General features: G+C 67.4%; 16 protein-coding genes. 11 read left to right on the forward strand and 5 right to left on the reverse strand.

Annotated elements, in window-relative coordinates:
- Window positions 1-4: 4 nt before the first annotated feature.
- Window positions 5-988, reverse strand: coding sequence for a tripartite tricarboxylate transporter substrate binding protein (locus E5CHR_RS02915; protein WP_162578297.1), 984 nt, complete (start codon window positions 986-988; stop codon window positions 5-7).
- A 128-nt stretch (window positions 989-1,116) separates the two neighbouring features.
- Between E5CHR_RS02915 and E5CHR_RS02920 the strand changes: the two genes are divergently transcribed.
- Window positions 1,117-2,001 (forward strand): LysR family transcriptional regulator, encoded by an 885-nt coding sequence (locus E5CHR_RS02920; RefSeq protein WP_162578298.1) that lies wholly within the window; start codon window positions 1,117-1,119, stop codon window positions 1,999-2,001.
- Between the two features lie 70 nt (window positions 2,002-2,071).
- On the opposite strand, the gene E5CHR_RS02925 is transcribed toward E5CHR_RS02920, so the two are convergent.
- A complete protein-coding gene (locus tag E5CHR_RS02925; RefSeq protein ID WP_162578299.1) occupies window positions 2,072-2,806 on the reverse strand; it encodes a helix-turn-helix domain-containing protein in 735 nt (244 codons plus the stop codon).
- 123 nt (window positions 2,807-2,929) lie between these two features.
- On the opposite strand from E5CHR_RS02925, the gene E5CHR_RS02930 reads away from it, so the two are divergent.
- From E5CHR_RS02930 to E5CHR_RS02960, 7 genes are all read left to right on the forward strand, one after another.
- Window positions 2,930-3,772: a hypothetical protein gene (locus tag E5CHR_RS02930; protein WP_162578300.1), complete on the forward strand. Its 843-nt coding sequence runs from the start codon at window positions 2,930-2,932 to the stop codon at window positions 3,770-3,772.
- Between the two features lie 23 nt (window positions 3,773-3,795).
- Window positions 3,796-5,760, forward strand: a complete 1,965-nt coding sequence (locus E5CHR_RS02935) for an MFS transporter (protein ID WP_162578301.1) — start codon at window positions 3,796-3,798, stop codon at window positions 5,758-5,760.
- Window positions 5,760-6,413, forward strand: a complete 654-nt coding sequence (locus E5CHR_RS02940; RefSeq protein ID WP_162578302.1) for a phosphatase PAP2 family protein — start codon at window positions 5,760-5,762, stop codon at window positions 6,411-6,413. Before E5CHR_RS02935 ends, E5CHR_RS02940 begins: the two co-directional genes overlap by 1 nt.
- A 103-nt stretch (window positions 6,414-6,516) precedes the next feature.
- Window positions 6,517-7,002: a YiaA/YiaB family inner membrane protein gene (locus E5CHR_RS02945; RefSeq protein ID WP_162578303.1), complete on the forward strand. Its 486-nt coding sequence runs from the start codon at window positions 6,517-6,519 to the stop codon at window positions 7,000-7,002.
- Window positions 7,003-7,043: 41 nt separating this feature from the next.
- The gene (locus tag E5CHR_RS02950) at window positions 7,044-7,502 is read left to right on the forward strand and encodes a hypothetical protein (protein WP_162578304.1); all 459 of its coding nucleotides are present in this window, start codon (window positions 7,044-7,046) and stop codon (window positions 7,500-7,502) included.
- Window positions 7,503-7,582: 80 nt separating this feature from the next.
- On the forward strand, window positions 7,583-8,380 hold the full coding sequence (locus tag E5CHR_RS02955) for a DUF2145 domain-containing protein (RefSeq protein ID WP_162583536.1): 798 nt from the start codon (window positions 7,583-7,585) through the stop codon (window positions 8,378-8,380).
- Between the two features lie 28 nt (window positions 8,381-8,408).
- Window positions 8,409-9,500: a zinc ribbon domain-containing protein gene (locus E5CHR_RS02960; RefSeq protein ID WP_162578305.1), complete on the forward strand. Its 1,092-nt coding sequence runs from the start codon at window positions 8,409-8,411 to the stop codon at window positions 9,498-9,500.
- Here the strand turns inward: E5CHR_RS02960 and E5CHR_RS02965 are convergent.
- A complete protein-coding gene (locus tag E5CHR_RS02965) occupies window positions 9,473-10,249 on the reverse strand; it encodes an SDR family NAD(P)-dependent oxidoreductase (RefSeq protein ID WP_162578306.1) in 777 nt (258 codons plus the stop codon). The genes E5CHR_RS02960 and E5CHR_RS02965 overlap by 28 nt on opposite strands.
- A gap of 182 nt (window positions 10,250-10,431) precedes the next feature.
- Here E5CHR_RS02965 and E5CHR_RS02970 point away from each other — a divergent pair, with 182 nt between their 5' ends.
- Window positions 10,432-10,608, forward strand: coding sequence for a hypothetical protein (locus E5CHR_RS02970; RefSeq protein ID WP_162578307.1), 177 nt, complete (start codon window positions 10,432-10,434; stop codon window positions 10,606-10,608).
- A 1-nt stretch (window position 10,609) separates the two neighbouring features.
- On the opposite strand, the gene tgt is transcribed toward E5CHR_RS02970, so the two are convergent.
- Window positions 10,610-11,782, reverse strand: a complete 1,173-nt coding sequence (tgt, locus tag E5CHR_RS02975) for a tRNA guanosine(34) transglycosylase Tgt (protein ID WP_162578308.1) — start codon at window positions 11,780-11,782, stop codon at window positions 10,610-10,612.
- Window positions 11,776-12,837 carry a tRNA preQ1(34) S-adenosylmethionine ribosyltransferase-isomerase QueA gene (queA, locus tag E5CHR_RS02980; RefSeq protein ID WP_162578309.1) on the reverse strand — a complete coding sequence of 354 codons (1,062 nt, stop codon included), beginning with the start codon at window positions 12,835-12,837 and terminating at the stop codon, window positions 11,776-11,778. Before queA ends, tgt begins: the two co-directional genes overlap by 7 nt.
- 76 nt (window positions 12,838-12,913) lie before the next feature.
- On the opposite strand from queA, the gene recG reads away from it, so the two are divergent.
- Window positions 12,914-15,022: an ATP-dependent DNA helicase RecG gene (recG, locus tag E5CHR_RS02985; RefSeq protein ID WP_162578310.1), complete on the forward strand. Its 2,109-nt coding sequence runs from the start codon at window positions 12,914-12,916 to the stop codon at window positions 15,020-15,022.
- 64 nt (window positions 15,023-15,086) lie between these two features.
- A complete protein-coding gene (locus E5CHR_RS02990) occupies window positions 15,087-16,058 on the forward strand; it encodes a LysR substrate-binding domain-containing protein (protein WP_162578311.1) in 972 nt (323 codons plus the stop codon).
- Window positions 16,059-16,076 lie beyond the last annotated feature (18 nt).

Consider the following 16,076-nt stretch of genomic DNA (forward strand, 5'->3'; position numbering starts at 1 on the left):
CGGCTTACTGCGGCTGCAGGTGGATGGACTTGGCGATGTCCCGGTAGCGCGCGGTCTCGGCTTCGAAGAACTTCGCCGACTCGGCCAGCGACATCGGCGGCGATGCGACCTGCGTCTGGGCCGCGAGCTGCGTGCGAACGCCCGGCTCCTTCAGGGTCGCACCGATGGCCTTGTGCAGCTTTTGCACCACCTCTTCCGGCGTGTTCTTCGGCACCATGAAGCCGCTCCAGGTCTTGTAGGCAAAGTTCTTCAGCTCCTTGCCTTCGCCCGCCGTGGGCACGTTCTTGAGCAGCTCGGAGCGCTGCGCGCCGAGCTGGCCGATCACCTTGAGCCGGCCCTGCTCGGCCAGCGCTCCCATTGCCGCGCTGTACACCAGCACGGCGAAGTCCACCTGCCCGCCGCCGAGGTCCTGCAGCAGCGGCGCGTTGCCCTTGTACGGCGCATGCATCAGCTTGATGCCCGTGTCCTGTTGCACCTTCTCCAGGATCAGGTGGTAGAGCGAGCCGACGCCGACGCTCCCGTAGGAGAGCGGCTTGTCGGACGACTTGCGCGCCAGCGCGATCAGCTCGTCCACGCTGTCGGCCGGCAGATCCTTGCGGGCAACGAAGACCATCACGGCGTCGGCCACCGGATGCACCAGGCGGAAATCCTCGGCCTTGAGCTTGACGGCCGCATTGGCGAGCGGCGAGAGGATCACCTCGTTGGGCGAGCCCTGGAAGATGTAGTAGCCATCGGCCGGGGCCGCCAGCACCTTCTGTGCCGCCATCGCCCCGCTGACGCCACCCAGGTTCTCGACCAGCACCTGCTGGCCAAGCTCCTTCGCCAGAGGTGTCGTGAAGATGCGCGCCGTGGCGTCCGAAGGTCCGCCGGCCGGATAGGGAACCATCAGGTTGACGGGCTTGGCCGGGTAGCTCTGGGCCAGGGCCGTACCGGCAGCCAGCAACAGGGTGCAGGCGAGGAGGCGCGAACGCTGAAAGGACGATGTCATCGGAACTCCGTTTGAACGCCGGCGCGATTGCCGAGGCGAACGAATCCTAGGATTGGGCACCTTGAACGTCCAATGCATTGTTGGCTGCATTAGCATGAGTTTCTTGCATCCAACTTGCAGGCTTCTTCATGACGCTGGTTCAACTCAGGCACCTCATTTCTCTGGCGCACACGGGCTCGTTCAGCAAGTCCGCACAGGCCCTGCACCTGACGCAGCCGGCCCTGAGCCGCAGCATCCGCGCCCTGGAGGACGAGCTGGGCATGCCGCTGTTCGATCGCATCGGTCGGCGCAATGAACTCACCGCCTTCGGCCGCGAAGTCCTGGAGCGCTCGCGGCATCTGGTTTTCGAGGCCGACGAGCTGCGCGACAGCGGCCGCCGGTTGCGCGAGGGGGAGGGCGGCACCGTGCGCGTCGGCATGGGCTCGGGTCCGGGCGCGATGCTGATGACCCCTTACCTGATGTACATGGCCGAGCACCACCCGAGGATGCGCGTGGCGGTGGCGCGCGGCGGCACCGACCTGCTCGTGCAGTCGCTGCGGGCGCGCAGCCTCGATGCGCTGGTGGTCGATGCGTTGTCCCTGAAGCCCGCGCCCGATCTTGAGCTTGGGCTGGTACGCAGCATGCGCGGCACCTTCATGTGCCGTCGCGGCCATCCGCTCACGCGGCTGCGCACCGGCGTGCCCTTCGAGGCGGTGCAGCGCTATCCGATCGCCTCCACGCCGCTGAGCGACGAGGTGGCACGCACCTTGGTCGAGGCCTACGGCCCTGAAGCGCACCCGGCGCATTGCGTGACGCTGCAATGCGAGGAGGTGGCCAGCCTGGTGGAGGTGGTGCGTCGCAGCGATGCCGTGCTGCTGGCCATCCGAGCGGCTGCGCCCGACCTGGTCGAGCTGAAGATGACTCCATCGCTCCAAGGCGTGGCTCGCTTCGGCCTCGTCACCTTGCGCCGGCGCACCGAGGCGCCGACGCTCGCGGTGCTGCGCACGCTGATGCAGACGCTGATGCGGGACTGAAGCTCGGGCGCAGTCGGGGCTTTCCGCCGACGGTGAAACGGTGAAATCAGCTTAGTCGCCGCAAGGGGTGTCACGAGCGGCGCAGTCGGGTGAACAGCTCGAATTCCCAGTTGCGCATGCCCAGCAGCAGCGTATAGCCCTCGCGTTCCTTGGGGGAGAGCTTCTGGTCGGTCTGGTGCTGCTGCGCGAAATCCTGCGCCACCCGCTGCAGGCGATCGAGGAAGGCAGGTGCCAGCGACCTGCTGATCGATCCGTGCACCAGCAGCAGGCCCTCGGCCGGCCCGTCGAAACCGCCGCGGTAGTAGTCCAGCACCACGTTTTCGCGGAAGAAGTCCATCACGGGCCCGTGCGGGCGCCAGCGGAAGGTCTTGGCCAGCTTGAGCCGGTAGCGGTTGAGCGGCCTGAGCTCGATGATGCCGATGCGGTCCAGCTGCGCCAGATAACCGATGCATTCGGCATCGCTCAGGCGGTAGGCGGCCACGATCTGCTCCAGCGTCCACTGGCTCAGGACACAGATGGCCATGAGCAACAGCTTCTTGTCCCTGACCACGGCCTTCTCCTGCTCCAGCGTCAGCTCCTTGAGCAGCGGCTGTGCGTCGGCCACGCGCCGCGCCAGTTCGGCGAAATCGATCTTCAGGGCGCGGCAGATCGCGTCGACCCGCGTCAACGGCATGTCGCCCTTGGCCAGCATGCGCTTGACGCTCGATTCGGCCATGTCCAGCGACTTGGCGAGATCCGCATAGGTCATGCGGGCGGTCTTGAGCTCGTTCTTGAGAGCCTGGATGAGATCGACAGTGGTGCTCATGGGGCTGGTATAGCGTTTCGATACCAAAGGGCGTGGAAGAGTGTTCCGTATCGATTCTCGATGCTGCCGGAGCCCCTGGCAACCTACATTCCGCGGCACCGATATCCACCTCCAGGAGCCGCCATGTCGCAGTTGTCTCTTCTGTCCCGTCCCGAACGTGCTCTCCTGCTCTTCTTCGGCTTGCTCCTGCTGACTGGCCTGTTCGCGCCCGCGCTGCTCGCGCCGGGCGTCGGTGGCGGTCCCTTTGCGGACGAGCGCGGCTGGGCCGGACTGCCGCACGCCATGGACGTGCTGAGCAACCTGCCTTTCGCGGCGCTCGGCGTCTGGGGGCTGCGCTGGCTGCAATGGCACGACCGGACGCACGAGCACGTGCAGGACGCGGCGCCGCTGCACCCTGCGGCGCAGCCGCCTGTCAACCTGCTCGACTGCGCCTGGATGTTCTTTGCCGGCCTGGTCCTTACGGCCGCCGGCTCGGCCTTCTACCACCTGCAGCCCGACGCGGTGCGCCTCGCGGCCGACCGTGCCGGGATGACGGTCGCCTTCGCCGGGTTGATCGGTTGTGCCGTCTGCGAGCGGGTCAGCGCGCGTGCCGGCTGGCCCGCCGCCTGGTTCGTGCTTGCCGCCGGGCTGCTGGCTGTCGCGGTCTGCCACACGAACGACAACGTGCTTCCCTGGGCCCTCGTGCAGTTCGGCGGCATGTTGCTGGTGCTCGCGCTGGCACTGGTCAGGCCGGCGCAGGGCGCCATCGGCCTGCGGCTGGGGTGGGTGATCTTTTTCTATGCGCTGGCCAAGCTGTTCGAACTCGCGGACGCTCCCATCTACGAGGCAACCCATCACCTTCTGGCCGGCCATAGCCTCAAGCATTTCACGGCGGCGCTGGCGGCGTTGCCGGTGCTGCACGCGCTGCAGGCCATGGGACGCGAGACGCTGCGGCACAATTCGGGCGCGGCCGCCGTGACGGCCTGAGGAGCCCGCCAGGGAGATTTCGAATGACGACATCCACCGATACCTCCCCACTTGTCGGCGCGACGGCGCCGGCCCCGCACGCCAACCAGTTCTCGCTGCTCGGCCAGCGGCGCTTCGCGCCCTTCTTCTGGACCCAGTTCGCGGGGGCAGCGAACGACAACCTGTTCAAGTTCGCCTTTACCGTGATGGTGACCTACCAGCTGCAGCTCGGCTGGATGCCGCCGGCGCTGGCGGGGCTGGTGATCAGTGCGCTGTTCATCCTGCCATTCCTGCTGTTCTCGGCGACGGCGGGGCAGCTCACCGACAAATACGACAAGACGAAGATGATCCGCTTCGTCAAGAACCTCGAGATCGCGATCATGGTGCTGGCCGCGTGGGGCTTCATGCGTGCCGATGCGGTGCTGCTGCTGGCCTGCGTGTTCCTGATGGGCCTTCATTCCACGCTCTTCGGACCGGTGAAGTTCGCCTACCTGCCGCAGGTGCTCGATCCGCGCGAGCTCACCGGCGGCAACGGCATGGTCGAGATGGGCACTTTCGTCGCGATCCTGCTCGGGCAGGTGGCCGGCGGCCTGCTGGTCGCATTGCCCGGCATCGGGCATACCACCGTGGCGGTGGCCTGCCTGTTGCTGGCGCTGGTGGGGCGTGGCGTGGCACAGGCCATTCCGCCTGCGCCCGCGACCGATCCGGGCCTGGCGATCAACTGGAACCCGGTCGGCGAGACCTGGCGCAACCTGCGGCTCGCGCACGGCAACGTGGTGGTGTTTCGTTCGCTGCTGGGCATCTCGTGGATGTGGTTCTTCGGCGCCGTCTTCCTGAGCCAGTTCCCGAGCTTCGCCAAGGAGGTGCTGCACGGCAACGAGCAGGTCGCCTCGCTGCTGCTGGTCGTGTTCTCGGTGGGCATCGGCATCGGCTCGCTGCTGTGCGAGACGCTGAGCCGCCGCCAGGTGGAGATCGGCCTGGTGCCGCTGGGCGCGATCGGCATGAGCGCGTTCGCCATCGACCTCTACTTCGCCGCACGCGGCTTGCCGCCCGCCGCCGAGATGGGCTTGCAAAGCTTCGTGGCCCAGACGCCCCACTGGCGGGTGATGGCCGACCTGGGCCTGCTTTCGCTTTTTGCCGGCCTCTACAGCGTGCCGATGTACGCGCTGATCCAGCTGCGCAGCCAGGCGACGCACCGTGCACGCATCATTGCGGCCAACAACATCCTCAACGCGCTCTTCATGATCGCCAGCGCCGTGATCGCCGGGGCGCTGCTCAAGGCTGGCTTCACCATCCCGCAGATCTTCCTCTTCACCGGCATCGCCAATGCCGTGGTGGCGTTCTACATCTTCCTGCTGGTGCCGGAGTACCTGCTGCGCTTCGTCGCCTGGGTGCTGACGCACCTGGTGTACCGCTTCGAGGTGAAAGGCGAGGAGCACATTCCTGCCGAAGGCCCGGCCGTGCTGGTCTGCAACCATGTGAGCTTCATCGACGCGGTGCTGCTGATGGCCGCGAGCCCGCGGCCGATCCGCTTCATCATGGACCATCGGATCTTCCGCGTCCCGGTGCTCGGTTGGCTGTTCCGCCTGGCGAAAGCCATTCCGATCGCGCCGCAAAAGGAGAATCCGGCCGCCTACGATGCCGCCTTCGCCAGCGCGGTCCAGGTGCTGCGCGAGGGCGACCTGCTGGCCATCTTCCCCGAGGGAGCGATCACGCGCGATGGCACGCTGCAGACCTTCAAGGGCGGCGTGATGAAGATCCTTGAAGATGCCCGCGCCGAAGGCGTCGATGCGCCGGTCGTCCCGATGGCGCTGACCAACCTGTGGGGCTCCTACTTCAGCCGTATCGAGGTTCGGGACGGCGAGCGCGTGGCGATGGTGCGTCCCTTCCGGCGCGGCTTCTTCAGCCGGGTCGGGCTCCAGGTCGGCAACGCGATGTCGCGCGCCGAGGTGCAGCCCGACTCGTTGCAGCGGCGCGTCAGTGGCCTGCTGGGGAGCCAGCCGGCCTGATGCTCTCATTGCCCGACGACTTCTGGTATTCGATCACCTGGTTCGGTGACAGCGGCTTCCTGCTGCCGGTCGCGTGCTGGATCGCCGTGTGGCTGGGGGTGCGGACCACCACGCGCCCGATTGCCTGGCGCTGGCTTGCGCTCTTCGGCTCTGCCGGCGCATTGGTGGCAGCCTCGAAAATCGCCTTCATGGGCTGGGGCATCGGCAGTGCGGTGCTCAATTTCACGGGGATCAGCGGGCACACCATGCTCTCGGCCAGCATCTGGCCCGTCGCCTTCTGGCTGGTCACCGCGCATTGGCAGCCGCGCGTGCGCGCGGCCGCTGCTGCGCTCGGCTGGGCCTTTGCCGCGCTGATCGGGCTGTCCAGGCTGGCGATCTACGCCCATTCCAAGTCGGAGGTTGCGGCGGGGTTCCTGCTCGGCGCGGCTGTCAGCGCCTTCTTCCTCTGGCGTCAGCATCACCGGCCGCCGCGGCTGCATTGGGTCCTGCTGCTGATGAGCATGGTGTCGCCGCTGCTGTTCCTGCGCCCCGGCACGCCTGCGCCCACGCACGATGCGCTCGGGGTGATCGCGGTGCGGCTGGCGGGGACCGAGCGGCCCTTCACGCGCGACGACCTGCTGCGGCGCCGGCAGCAGCGCATCGGTACCGATTAAAGATACCGGCGGCGGCCAGATCTGCCACTGGTGCATGAATTTGCGCCCCGCGGTGAACGCGCGAACCATCATCCGCGCACCTTCACTACGCCGCGAGGCATTCATGCAACCCTCTAGCTCCATCGTCTCCCTCCCGCGCGACACCCGCGCCTGGCAAGTCCAGGTCTGGATCTCCTTCGGGCTCGCCGTGTTCCTGTGCGCGACCGGCCTCGGCTGGCTGCCGGGGCAGGCGCTGGACCGGGCATTCATGGTGATGGGCTATGTGTTCTGCCTGTCGGCTGCCTTCGTGCTTGCCAAATTCGTGCGCGACAACCAGCGCGGCACCATACCCGGCGCTGGCGACACGCCGATGTGGAAGCTGGTGGTCTGGGGCGGCTTCTTCACCGCCATGGGCCTGACTGGCTGGGGCCTGCTGCGCATGGAGATCAGCGAAACCTACAAGGCCTTTCTCGGCGTGAGCTGGCTCTTCCTGATCAGCAGTGCCTTCACCCTGGCCAAGACCCTGCGCGACCGCCATGAAGCCGACATCGCCGAAGCGCGCCTGCAGGGCCGCCGCGAGGCCCGCGCCGAAGCGGATCGCGGCGAATGAGCGTTCGGAACCTTGCCTCCCTCTTGTCCGGAGAACACATCATGAAGAAGTCCTTTGTTGCGGTGTTGATCGCTGCCTGTGCCGCGCTGGCCGGCGTCGCCGCCCCGCTCCAGGCTCATGCGCAGAGCGAGGCCTCGGCCGCGCTGTCGATGCTCCCGATCGCTTCGGTGATCGGGACCGCATCGCTGGCCGGCAGCGCCGCCAGTGCGGTGGTGGCCGTGCCGGCGGCGCTGTCGGTCGCCGGGGCAGCGCTCACGGTGGTGGCGGTCGAGGCGTCGGCGGACGGCACCGTCTATCTGCTGGAGCGTGCTTCCGACGGAGCCCGCACCAGCGTCAAGGTGCTCGGTCGCGCCATTCATGGCAGCGCAGTCGTGGCCGGTACCGTGGTAATGGTCAGCGTGATCGGCACCGGCGTCGTGCTGTCGGCGGCCGGCGAGGTGCTGGCCTTCGTGCCCAACGCCATCGGCCGCGCGCTGCTCTACAACGAGAGGCTGTCGTGAAGCGCATCACCCACTTCGGCAGCTACGAGTCCGAGTACCGCAGCCGGGTGTCGCGCACGCGGCGCGGGCTGCGCGCTGTGATGCACCTGCTCGCGGCCGCGGTGGCGGTGGTGCTGGCGGGCCTTTTCCTGTTCCCGCTCAACGCGCACGCGGGGCGGTCCTGCGAGACCCACGGGTTGAGCGCGGCTTCGATCACCAAGGGCATGGAGCTCGCGCAGCGCACCGCACAGCAACTCGATGCCAGCGGCGCGCAGGTGGTACTGCTGGCGCGGGCGGGTCAGGACCTGGGCAAGTACGGGCTGCACTACTCCCACATGGGCCTGGCCTACAAGACCGAGGCGGGAGCCTGGCGCGTGGTGCACAAGCTCAATCAGTGCAACACCGCGACCGCGGCGGTCTACCGTCAGGGACTTGGCGAGTTCTTCCTCGACGACTTGTGGCGCCACGAAGCCGCATGGGTGGTGCCGACACCCGCCGTACAGGCGCAGCTGCGGGCGGCGCTGGACGAGTCGCCCTCGCGCATCACGCGGCTGCACACGGTGCCCTACAGCATCGTGAGCTACGCCTGGGGCGACAAATACCAGCAGTCGAACCAGTGGGCCATCGAGACGCTCGCGGCGGCGATGGAGCCAGCGACGATCCGTACCCGCGGGCAGGCGCAGGCGTGGCTGAAGTTCAAGGGCTACGAGCCCACCACGCTCAAGCTGGGGCCGTTGACGCGCCTCGGGGGCCGCGTCAGCGCTGCCAATGTGGCCTTCGACGACCATCCCAACGACAAGCGCTTCTCCGACCGCATCGAGACCGTCACGGTCGACTCGGTCTTCGCCTGGCTGCCGCGCGCGGGCCTCGGTGCAGCGCCGGTGACGCTCAGGCTCTAATGCTGCAGCGTCAATAACGAGGAGTGCAATGAGCAGCAAATCCCTGCGCCTGTCTGAAAAGTGGTTCCGCCGCGGCCTGTGGGTGGTGGCGCTGGTGTTCGCAAGCTTCCTGGTCGGGCTGGGCAGTACCGTCGTGGGCGACCTGCCGCGGGTCGAGCGCACGTTGACGCTCGATGACTTCATCGACCGACCCGCGGCCGAGCCGCTGCGCCGGACCATCCAGGCCGGCCAGCGTACCGAGCAGGAGTCCACGCGCGAGCGGGAGCAGGCCGAGCTCGCGCTGGTCGCCGCACAGCAGGCCAGCCGGGCAGCGCGAGAGACCTTCGGCAACTGGCTGGCCACGCGGCGCGTGACCGCGCAGCCAGACCAGGACAGCGAGCTGATCGCTCGCACCAAGGCGCTCGACGCGCTGAAGGCCAAGGAAGATGAAGCGCAGCGTGCCGTCGGGACGCAGCGCCAGATTGCGCTCGACGCCCGCCAGGCACGCCAGGCCGCGCAGGAGAAGCTTGCGGGCCTTGAGGAGATGGCGCGCAGCGCGCTCGAGGCGGAGAACCGGCGCGTCGAATTGCGCGTGTTCGCCTACCGGCTGACGCTCACCCTGCCGCTGCTGGTCATCGCTGGCTGGCTGTTCGCGAAGAAACGCAAGAGCACCTGGTGGCCTTTCGTCTGGGGCTTCATCTTCTTCGCGCTGTTCGCCTTTTTCGTCGAGCTCGTCCCTTACCTGCCGAGTTACGGTGGCTATGTGCGCTACGCGGTGGGCATCGTGCTCACCGTGCTGGTGGGGCGCTACGCCATCATTGCGCTCAACCGCTACCTGGTACGCCAGAAACTGGCCGAGGCGCAGCCCGACATGGTGCGGCGCAACGAGCTGAGCTACGACACCGCGCTGGCGCGGCTGGCCAAAAGTGTCTGCCCCGGCTGCGAGCGGCCGGTGGATCTCAAGAGCACCGAGATCGACTTCTGCCCGCACTGCGGTATCGGCCTGTTCGACCATTGCCGCGTGTGCAAGGCCCGCAAGAGCGCGTTCTCCCGCTTCTGCCACGCCTGCGGGACGGTCGCGACAGCGCCCGTGGCTGGCAACGCGCCCCCGCTTCAGGTCCAGCCGGCATCCACCACGTAGTCCTGGGCGCTGCACATCCGCGAATCGTCTGCCGCGAGGAAGAGCGCCATGCTGGCGATGTCCTGAGCCATCACGCGGCCGGGCAGGCACTGCGCGGCGTCGATCTGGGCCTCCGACTCGGGCTTGACCCACAGCTTCAGCTGGCGCTCGGTCATCACCCAGCCGGGCACGATGGTGTTGACGCGGATGTTGGCCTTGCCGAGGTCGCGTGCAAGCGAACGCGTCAGGCCTTGCGCAGCCGCCTTGCAGGCCTGGTAGACCGGATAGCCGGCGCCCTTGATCATCCAGCTGACCGAGCCGAAGTTGATGATCGAGCCGCCCCCCGATGCACGCATGTCCTCGGCCACGGCCTGTGCGGCGAAGAACTGGTGCTTGAAGTTGACCGCCACCAGCGCATCGAACTCCTCGCTCGTGACATCGGCCATGTCGTGGCGGCGGTCGTTGGCGGCGTTGTTGAGCAGCACGCGTATGGGGCCGAAGCGCGCACGGGTTGCGGCAATGGCAGCCTGCAGCGCGGCGACATCGGTGACGTCGCACGCTTGAAAGAGCACCGCGTTGCTGCCCTGCAGCGTGCCTGCGAGTGCCTGGCCAGCCGCGACATCGATATCGCAGAAGCCGACATTCGCGCCCTGCGCATGGAAGGCCCGCACCAGCGCTTCGCCGATCCCGGTGGCGCCGCCGGAGATGAAGACGCTGCGCCCGGCGATCGATGGATAGCGCGCCGAATAGGTGGAGTCCGTTGCCGTCATGGTCAGGTGTCGTGCAAATTGAGGAGGGCTGCCACGATGTAGCCGACCCGGCAATTCTCTCCGCCGCGGCCCACGCGCGCCAGTGCGCGCGCGGGCCTTGCATGCGGCGTATGGCTTAGGTCGTGTTCCAGCGAGTGCTGCTTCTGGCTACGCTTGAGCCCTTCGATACCTCACGCGCAACCATGTTCAGCCAGCTCCTTCGCCGCCACGCCGCTGCCGGCCTTTACCTTGCATCGATGGCCGCCGCCTTGCTCTCTGCAGCGAGCCTGGTGACCAATGCAAAGGAGCCGATCGACGTCCTTCTGTTCGAGGCCCACAGCACGCCTCTGGCCTTCGAGACCGCAGGCGCCGCAGAGTAGCTCAGATGCCGCGTGCGCGGTCGGTCTTGAAGCGCGCGCGGAACTGCGAATAGGTGCCCGCATCGAGCGCCGCGCGGATCTCGCGCATCAGGTTCAGGTAGTAGTGCAGGTTGTGGATCGTCGTGAGCATGGGCCCGAGCATTTCGCCGCAGCGGTCCAGGTGATGCAGATAGGCGCGGCTGAAGCCGTCGCGCCCCCCCTCGTTCCACGACACGCCGGCGGAGCCCGCGCAGGCATGGCAGGTGCAGCTCGGGTCGATGGGCTGCGGGTCGCTCTTGTGGCGCGCATTGCGCATCTTCAGATCGCCAAAGCGCGTGAAGAGGGTGCCATTGCGCGCATTGCGCGTGGGCATCACGCAGTCGAACATGTCCACGCCCTCGGCCACGCCTTCCACCAGGTCCTCAGGCGTGCCGACGCCCATCAGGTAGCGCGGCTTGTGGGAGGGCAGCCGGTGTGGTGTGTGCGCCATGATGCGCAGCATTTCCTCCTTGGGCTCGCCCACGCTCACGCCACCGATTGCGTACCCCGGGAAGTCGAGCTCCACCAGCTGGGCCAGCGACTCTTCGCGCAGGTTCTCGTACATGCCGCCCTGCACGATGCCGAAGAGCGCGTTCGGGTTGGCGAGCCGCGCGAACTCGGCCTGGCAGCGCCGTGCCCAGCGCAGGCTCAACGCCATCGACGAGCGCGCCTCGTCCTCGGTCGTGATATGGCCGTTGGTGTCGTAGGGTGTGCACTCGTCGAACTGCATGACGATGTCGCTGTTGAGGATGGTCTGGATCTGCATCGAGACCTCGGGCGTGAGGAACAGCTTGTCGCCGTTGACCGGAGAGGCGAACTTCACGCCTTCCTCGCTGATCTTGCGCATCGCCCCCAGCGACCAGACCTGGAAGCCGCCGGAGTCGGTCAGGATGGGCTTGTTCCATTTCTCGAACTGATGCAGGCCGCCGAAGCCGGCCATCACGTCCAGCCCGGGTCGCATCCAGAGGTGGAAGGTGTTGCCCAGGATGATCTGCGCGCCCATCTCGTCGAGGCTGCGGGGCATCACGCCCTTGACGGTGCCATAGGTGCCCACGGGCATGAAGATCGGCGTCTGCACCACGCCGTGGTTCAGCGTCAGGGTGCCGCGGCGGGCGTGGCTGGCGGGGTCGACGGCGAGAAGTTCGAAATTCAGCATGCTTCGTGTGTTGATCGGTTCGTCCGGGCCAGCAGCATCGCGTCGCCGTAGCTGAAGAAGCGGTAGCGCGCGCGGATTGCATGGGCATAGAGCGCCATCACGCGTTCGTGGCCGGCAAAGGCGCTCACCAGCATCATGAGCGTGCTCTTCGGGAGGTGGAAGTTGGTGACGAGCAGGTCGACGTGGGCGAAGGCGAAGCCGGGTGTGATGAAGATGCGGGTGTCGCCGCTGGCTTGGCCGCTTTGGGCCCACGACTCGAGCGTGCGCACGGTGGTGGTGCCCACGGCGACGATGCGGCCGCCGCGAGCCTTGGCCTCGGCGATCGCGTGCTGCGTCGCTTGGGGCACCTCGTAGCGTTCGGAATGCATCTGGTGCTCGGCGATGTTCTCGGTCTTGACAGGCTGGAAGGTGCCAGCGCCCACATGCAGCGTGACGCTGGCGCGTTGAACACCCCTTGCCTCGAGCTCGTTCAGCAGCGCCTCGTCGAAATGCAGCGCCGCCGTGGGTGCCGCCACCGCGCCGGGCACGCGAGCGAACACCGTCTGGTAGCGGCGCTCGTCCTCCTGCGAATCGGCGTGCTCGATATAGGGTGGCAAGGGCACGTGACCGCAGCGCGCCATCAGCGCATAGGGGTCCTTGCCTGTGGGGCTGTCGAAGCGCAGGCGGAACAGCGCGCCTTGCTCGTCGGGCCAGCGGCCCAGCAGCGTCGCCCGGAAGCCGCCCCTCATGGCCAGGACGGTGCCGAGCGGTGGCTTCTTGCTGACCTTCATGTGGGCCACCACCTCATGGTCCTTCAGCACGCGTTCCACGAGCAACTCGAGCTTGCCGCCGGTGGGCTTTTCGCCGTAGAGGCGGGCCTTGACCACGCGAGTGTCATTGAAGACCAGCAGGTCGCCCGCGCGCAGCAGTGAGGGCAGATCCTTGAAGATGCGATCGGTGGGAGGATCGCCTGTGCCATCGAGCAGGCGCGAGGCGCTGCGTTCGGCTGCGGGATGCTGGGCCACCAGTTCGGGCGGCAAATCGAAATCGAAATCGGAAAGCGTGAAGGCGCGCATGAGTCTTGAGGGCCGGACAGGCCCGTGCCAAGGAGGCGAGGGGAAAGGGAGCCGGAGAGGCGGGCAGAATTGTCCCATGCCCGCCACCGCCAAGTCCTTGCCGCCTGAAAAGCCCGCACAGCCCGCGGCGCCCGGCGCCGGCCTCAGCGCGGTGCAGCGCGCACTCCGCAAGCTGGGCCTGGTGCGGGACATCGACTTCGCGCTCTATCTGCCGATGCGCTACGAAGACGAGACCCGCGTCGTTCGCCTGGCGGACACGCGCGATGGCGACATGGCGCAGATCGAGGCGGTAGTGACTGAAAGCGAAGTGGTCTTTCGCCCGCGCCGCCAGCTGATCGTGACGGTGGACGATGGCAGCGATACCTGCCAGTTGCGCTTCTTCAACTTCTATCCCTCTCAGCAGAAGCAGCTGGCGGTGGGCTCGCGGATACGCGTGCGGGGCGAAGTGCGTGGTGGTTTTGCCGGGCGGCAGATGATGCATCCGAACGTGAAGGCGGCGGGCACGGAATTGCCCGAGGCACTGACGCCGGTGTACTCGACGATTGCGGGACTGCCGCAGCCCGTGCTGCGCCGGGAGGTGCGCTCCGGGCTGGCGCGCGCGGTGCTCGACGAGACCATTCCTGCAGCAGACGTTCCGCATGGAGCCTGGGACCTGCGGCGTGCGCTCCATTTCCTGCACTACCCGGCGCCCGATGTCGCGATGGCCACGCTGGAGGATCACAGCCACCCGGCATGGCAGCGGCTGAAGGCCGACGAGCTGCTGGCGCAGCAGCTGTCGCAGCTGCAGGCGCGTCGAGCCCGCGCGGTGCAGCGGGCGCCCGTTCTGGCGGCGCTGGCCTCAGAACAATCGCTCAGCAACACGCTTCGGGCTGCATTGCCCTTCGTCCTCACCGGCGCCCAGCAGCGCGTGGTGGAGGAGATCGCCCGCGACCTGGCGCGCGAGGTGCCGATGCACCGGCTGCTGCAAGGCGACGTGGGGTCCGGCAAGACCGTCGTTGCGGCGCTTGCCGCCGCGCGCTGCATCGATGCGGGCCACCAGTGCGCGCTCATGGCGCCCACCGAGATCCTGGCCGCCCAGCATTTCGGCAAGCTGGTCGGGTGGCTCGATCCGCTGCTGGCTACGCGCGGCCTGCGCGTGGCCTGGCTCACCGGCAGCCAGAAGAAGAAGGAGCGCGACGCGATGTCGGCAGCGGCCGAGAACGGCGAGGCCGCCCTGGTGATCGGCACGCACGCGGTGATCTCGGAGAAGGTACGTTTTCGCCGACTGGCGCTCGCGATCATCGACGAGCAGCACCGCTTCGGCGTAGCGCAGCGCCTGGCCCTGCGAGGCAAGGCTGGCGGGCAGCTGGAACCTCATCTGCTGATGATGAGCGCCACCCCGATCCCGCGCACGCTGGCGATGAGCTACTACGCCGACCTCGATGTTTCCACCCTCGATGAGCTTCCGCCGGGGCGCACGCCCATCGTCACCAAGCTGGTCGCCGAGCACCGGCGAGACGAGGTCATCGATCGCATCCGCGTGCAGCTCGAGCAGGGCCGGCAGGTCTACTGGGTTTGCCCCCTCATCGAGGAAAGCGAGGCCGTCGACTTGCGCAACGCGACCGAGACCCGCGACGAGCTTGCTGCGGCGCTGGGGGATCAAGTTGGCGTCGGGCTCCTGCATTCGCGCATGCCGACGGCTGAAAAGCAGGCGGTGATGGAAAGCTTCACCGCCAATCGGCTGCAGGTGCTGGTCAGCACGACGGTGATCGAGGTGGGCGTCGACGTTCCCAATGCCTCGCTGATGGTGATCGAGCATGCAGAGCGTTTCGGTCTTTCGCAACTGCACCAGCTACGCGGCCGGGTGGGCCGCGGCGCCGCCGCCTCGGCGTGTGTGCTGCTCTACGCGCCGAACGAGGGCGGCCGGGTCGGAGAGGCAGCGCGACAGCGGCTCAAGGCCATGGCCGAGACCAGCGACGGTTTCGAGATCGCGCGGCGCGACCTCGACATCCGCGGTCCCGGCGAGTTCCTCGGCGCGCGGCAGTCGGGGGCCCCGCTGCTGCGCTTCGCGGACCTCAGCACCGACGTCCTGCTGCTCGACTGGGCGCGCGCCCTTGCGCCGCGCATGCTGGACCGGCAGTCAGAGCTGGCAGACAAGCACGTCGACCGCTGGCTCGGCAGCAAGGCCGAGTACCTCAAAGCTTGAATGCAGCCAATGCGCGGTGTTCCCGGCGCGCTCCGGGAACTCTTGCGCATAATTGACGGAAGCTATGACCCTCACCGAACTCAAATACATCGTTGCGGTCGCACGCGAGCGGCATTTCGGCAAGGCGGCCGAGGCCTGCTATGTCTCGCAGCCCACCCTTTCGGTCGCGATCAAGAAGCTGGAGGACGAGCTCGAGGTCAAGCTCTTCGAGCGCAGCGCGGGCGAGGTCACGGTCACGCCACTGGGGGAGCAGATCGTGCAGCAGGCGCAGAGCGTGCTCGACCAGGCTGCTAGCATCAAGGAGATCGCCAAGCGGGGAAAGGACCCGCTGTCGGGACCGCTCAACCTCGGCGTGATCTACACCATCGGCCCTTACCTGCTGCCGGACCTGGTGCGCCAGAACATCGCGCGCACCCCGCAGATGCCGCTGGTGCTGCAGGAGAACTTCACCGTCAAGCTGCTGGAGATGCTGCGGGCGGGCGAGATCGACTGCGCGATCATGGCCGAGCCTTTCCCGGACACCGGACTTGCAGTGGCGCAGCTCTACGACGAGCCTTTCATGGCAGCCGTTCCGGTCCACCATCCGCTTGCAGAGCGCGAGTCGGTGAGCTCCGACGAGCTCAAGAAGGAGACCATGCTGCTGCTCGGCACGGGCCACTGTTTTCGCGACCATGTGCTCGAGGTCTGCCCTGAGTTCGCGCGTTTCTCGAGCGATGCCGAGGGCATCCGCAAGAGCTTCGAGGGTTCCTCGCTGGAGACGATCAAGCACATGGTAGCGGCTGGCATGGGCGTAACGCTGGTGCCGCGCCTGTCGGTGCCGGCGGATGCACTCAAGCCCAGGGCCGCGAAGGGGCGCGGCAGGGAGCCTGAGCAGATCGTGCGCTACCTGCCGGTGCGCGACATCCAGGGCGGCGAACCCCCGACGCGCCGCGTGGTGCTGGCCTGGCGCCGCAGCTTTACGCGCTACGAGGCCATCGCCGCGCTGCGAAACGCGATTTACGCGTGCGAGCTGCCAGGCGTGAAGCGACTCTCATAGCTGCCCGCTCGGTTTCGA

The sequence above is a fragment of the Variovorax sp. PBS-H4 genome, assembly GCF_901827205.1.
Taxonomy (GTDB): domain Bacteria; phylum Pseudomonadota; class Gammaproteobacteria; order Burkholderiales; family Burkholderiaceae_C; genus Variovorax.

What these genes read in the sequence shown, in the direction of transcription:
- E5CHR_RS02970 (WP_162578307.1), top strand. Translation starts at nt 10,432, where the DNA reads ATGTTCAGCCAGCTCCTTCGCCGCCACGCCGCTGCCGGCCTTTACCTT.
- tgt (WP_162578308.1), bottom strand. Translation starts at nt 11,782, where the DNA reads ATGCTGAATTTCGAACTTCTCGCCGTCGACCCCGCCAGCCACGCCCGC.
- E5CHR_RS02990 (WP_162578311.1), top strand. Translation starts at nt 15,087, where the DNA reads ATGACCCTCACCGAACTCAAATACATCGTTGCGGTCGCACGCGAGCGG.
- E5CHR_RS02935 (WP_162578301.1), top strand. Translation starts at nt 3,796, where the DNA reads ATGACGACATCCACCGATACCTCCCCACTTGTCGGCGCGACGGCGCCG.
- E5CHR_RS02950 (WP_162578304.1), top strand. Translation starts at nt 7,044, where the DNA reads ATGAAGAAGTCCTTTGTTGCGGTGTTGATCGCTGCCTGTGCCGCGCTG.
- E5CHR_RS02965 (WP_162578306.1), bottom strand. Translation starts at nt 10,249, where the DNA reads ATGACGGCAACGGACTCCACCTATTCGGCGCGCTATCCATCGATCGCC.
- E5CHR_RS02920 (WP_162578298.1), top strand. Translation starts at nt 1,117, where the DNA reads ATGACGCTGGTTCAACTCAGGCACCTCATTTCTCTGGCGCACACGGGC.
- E5CHR_RS02955 (WP_162583536.1), top strand. Translation starts at nt 7,583, where the DNA reads ATGCACCTGCTCGCGGCCGCGGTGGCGGTGGTGCTGGCGGGCCTTTTC.
- E5CHR_RS02915 (WP_162578297.1), bottom strand. Translation starts at nt 988, where the DNA reads ATGACATCGTCCTTTCAGCGTTCGCGCCTCCTCGCCTGCACCCTGTTG.
- E5CHR_RS02940 (WP_162578302.1), top strand. Translation starts at nt 5,760, where the DNA reads ATGCTCTCATTGCCCGACGACTTCTGGTATTCGATCACCTGGTTCGGT.
- recG (WP_162578310.1), top strand. Translation starts at nt 12,914, where the DNA reads ATGCCCGCCACCGCCAAGTCCTTGCCGCCTGAAAAGCCCGCACAGCCC.
- E5CHR_RS02930 (WP_162578300.1), top strand. Translation starts at nt 2,930, where the DNA reads ATGTCGCAGTTGTCTCTTCTGTCCCGTCCCGAACGTGCTCTCCTGCTC.
- E5CHR_RS02925 (WP_162578299.1), bottom strand. Translation starts at nt 2,806, where the DNA reads ATGAGCACCACTGTCGATCTCATCCAGGCTCTCAAGAACGAGCTCAAG.
- queA (WP_162578309.1), bottom strand. Translation starts at nt 12,837, where the DNA reads ATGCGCGCCTTCACGCTTTCCGATTTCGATTTCGATTTGCCGCCCGAA.
- E5CHR_RS02945 (WP_162578303.1), top strand. Translation starts at nt 6,517, where the DNA reads ATGCAACCCTCTAGCTCCATCGTCTCCCTCCCGCGCGACACCCGCGCC.
- E5CHR_RS02960 (WP_162578305.1), top strand. Translation starts at nt 8,409, where the DNA reads ATGAGCAGCAAATCCCTGCGCCTGTCTGAAAAGTGGTTCCGCCGCGGC.